Below are 927 nucleotides of genomic sequence, written 5' to 3' on the forward strand. Positions count from 1 at the left end.
CAAACAAGTTTAGGACGCTCGCGCCCGAACCCGGGGAAATGGAGGACACCTTAAGGGATACCGCCGCGTTTGCAAAAGGGAGGATCAGGGTTACGGTGCGCGATCCGATAAGGGCGAATCTTGAGAGGGAAGTAGAGGAGCTTGGCCTTCAGCCCAAGCAGGTTCCGACGGCGAATCAGGAGCAGACAAGCCTTATTACGGTGTATTCGGGCATCGTTATCGAATACATCGACAAGATTGAAGTTCTGCCGTGGGTAATTTCCACCGAGACATTAGAGTACGATCTTACTTCGAGGATCCGCTCGATGGTAAACGATTCCGAACGGGTGTTAGGTGTAATTAACGGCGACAGTTTCAGGCAGTGGAGGGAGGACTTCGGCTACTTGAACCAGATACTCGCCGAATCGGGCTTCAAAGTGCGCCTTATTTCGCCAGGCGATGAGATACCCGACAGCCTTCCCGCCGTTTTTGTTTTGGGCGGCGTGGAAGATTTGGATGACTGGGCGCTCTACAGAATCGACAGGTATATTCAGCTTGGCGGAAAAGCGCTTTTCGCCGTGAAGGGGGTTTACATCGACACTTTGAGGGGCTCGATAGATGCCCGTTCTCAGGAAGACAAGGGGCTTCTTGCGATGATTTCCTCTTACGGCGCGATAGTACGCCCCGAACTCGCCCTAGACCGCAACGCTTTGACTTTGCAGTACCAGACACGAATGCCCTCCGGCGCGATTCAGTTCAGAATCGTCCGCTATCCTTTGTGGATCGGGGTCATGCAGAATAACGGAAACCCGCAGCACCCCGTAAGCGCTAATTTTTCCGGTCTTGATCTTTACTGGCCAAGCCCGATTGAACTGCACCCCTCCGACAAGGTGCAGGCGGAAGTCCTGTTTACAAGCTCTCCGGAAGCGTGGGTGATGAGGGGCGAGT

General features: G+C 53.9%; 1 protein-coding gene. It reads left to right on the plus strand.

The window, feature by feature from the left end; translation table 11 throughout:
* Positions 1-38: 38 nt before the first annotated feature.
* On the plus strand, positions 39-927 hold an 889-nt coding region (locus ACYVTD_RS14155; RefSeq protein ID WP_461248365.1), incomplete at its 3' end, for a Gldg family protein.

The sequence above is a fragment of the Treponema sp. R6D11 genome, from assembly GCF_054786075.1.